Here is a 1,825-nt window from a genome sequence, read left to right on the forward strand (position 1 = left end):
CCCGAAGCTCCTGACGACACACTACGGTCGGTTCGCCTCAACTGGGAGTGGGAAGTCGAAAGCAATCATCAACGATGCGCTGTCGCTCCGTGAGACGACTGGTGGTCCCGTCGTCATCGTTGACCCAAAGGGCGACGGGATGTGCGCCAACTACCTTCGGAGTCATTACGAGCGCTTCAACGGGCTGGACGATGTCTACCAGTTCCGCGTCCCCGAGACGATTCCCGCGTTTTCCTTTTTCGATATTCGGCCGGCACTCGACGCTGGACGGAATCGGGCGGACGCGATTCAGGACAAGGTCGACCACTTCCACGATATCATGCGGATGATCATGGGCCGCGAGCAGTACGGACAAGCGTTCGTCGCAAACGAGATTCTCAGCTACCTCATCAAGGCGCTGTTCGACGAGGAGTACGGCAGCGACGTCTTCGGGTTGGATGACCTCTTTGCGGCCGCCCTCGAGATGCAGCGGGAGCGAACTGTGCCGCCGGTTTCGGCGGACAATCGGAGCGTCGAGGAGTCGCTCACGCGGCACTTCGCGAAGGACGACCACCAGTTCCAAGTGTCGATGGACGCCGTCGGGAACCGCCTCGATAAACTCAGAGAAGACGCCCACCTGCGACGGATCTTCAGCCACGTTCCGGAACAGGACGAGACGGGAGAGTACGTTGACAACCGATTCGACTTCCGTGAATTCCTCGACGAAGACGTCACGATCCTGTTCGACTTAGGCGACCTTCGCCCGGAGGCACAGCGAGCGATCACACTCCTCCTGTTGAGTAACCTCTGGGACGCGGTGCAGGTGCGTCGCCGTGACGGGAACACGGACTACGAGAACCTTACCAATCTCATCATCGAAGAGGCCGCTCCTGTTGCAGCAACGAAACTCGTTTCCGAGCAACTGCTTCCACAGGGACGGTCGTTCGGTCTGAGCATGGGACTGGTGATGCAGTTCCCCGGGCAGGTTCGAAACCGCAACGAACGCGCCTACGACGAGGTTCTCAACAACATCAAGACGAAGCTCATCGGGAACATCTCGATTGAGCACGACCTCGCTGAATCGTTGGCCCACGAAGATCTGAGCCCGACTGACCTCCGAAACCGGATTAACACGCTCCCCAGTGGAGAGTGGATCGCCCAACTGCCGAGCCCGTCATTCGGGGAGACGGGGCCAGCCCCGTTTTCGGTGAAGCCGCTCCCGATAGCGGCTGGCCATCCAGAGAGTGATGAGCCGTTGTCTGTCGAACAGGCGGACCGTTTCGAGACTGTCGCTCTCCCACGACTGTCGGAGCGAACACAGGCTCAGTATGGGCTTGGTGAGGTGAGTAAATCTACCTCGGTCCGAGATGAGGCTGATTGGGGAAGCCCAAGAGACGACACGACAGTTACCGCTGATCGAAATCGTGTGGAAACAGACTCCACGCAATCTTCGTTCATCGGACAAGGGACACCAGATAGTCCGTCGATATCGACCGGAACGAGTGATACCAATGCTGAGCCACAGGAGAGTACCTCGTTGTTCAACATGGCGACTGAGGACGAAGAGGAGTCACCGGGCGACGGGAACGGGCATCCGGAAGCTCGCTCATCGCCCGTCCAAGCTAGTGAGGTCCCTATCTCCGATAACGAACTTCGGAAGCGTGGCCTCAGCTATGATGATGTCCATTTCCTCAGCCAAGTTCTTGAGGTGATGAACCGTGAGGCTACTGAGTATACACTCCTCAACTCGATGCGGGCCCTCCGAGACGAGTACGAAGACCTCCACTTGGAACGCTTGACGGAACAGAATCTCGTTGAGGACGCGTCTGCAGCCGGTCAAAAGTAC

The 1,825-nt window shown here is 58.2% G+C and carries 1 protein-coding gene; it reads left to right on the forward strand.

Going from position 1 to position 1,825, the window contains the following annotated elements; all coding sequences use genetic code 11:
- Nucleotides 1–1,825: ATP-binding protein (locus tag AUR65_RS20315; RefSeq protein WP_233194396.1), on the forward strand; the 1,825-nt coding region annotated here is incomplete at both ends.

This window comes from Haloferax marisrubri, from assembly GCF_001469875.2.
In the GTDB taxonomy this organism is placed as follows: Archaea; Halobacteriota; Halobacteria; order Halobacteriales; family Haloferacaceae; genus Haloferax; species Haloferax marisrubri.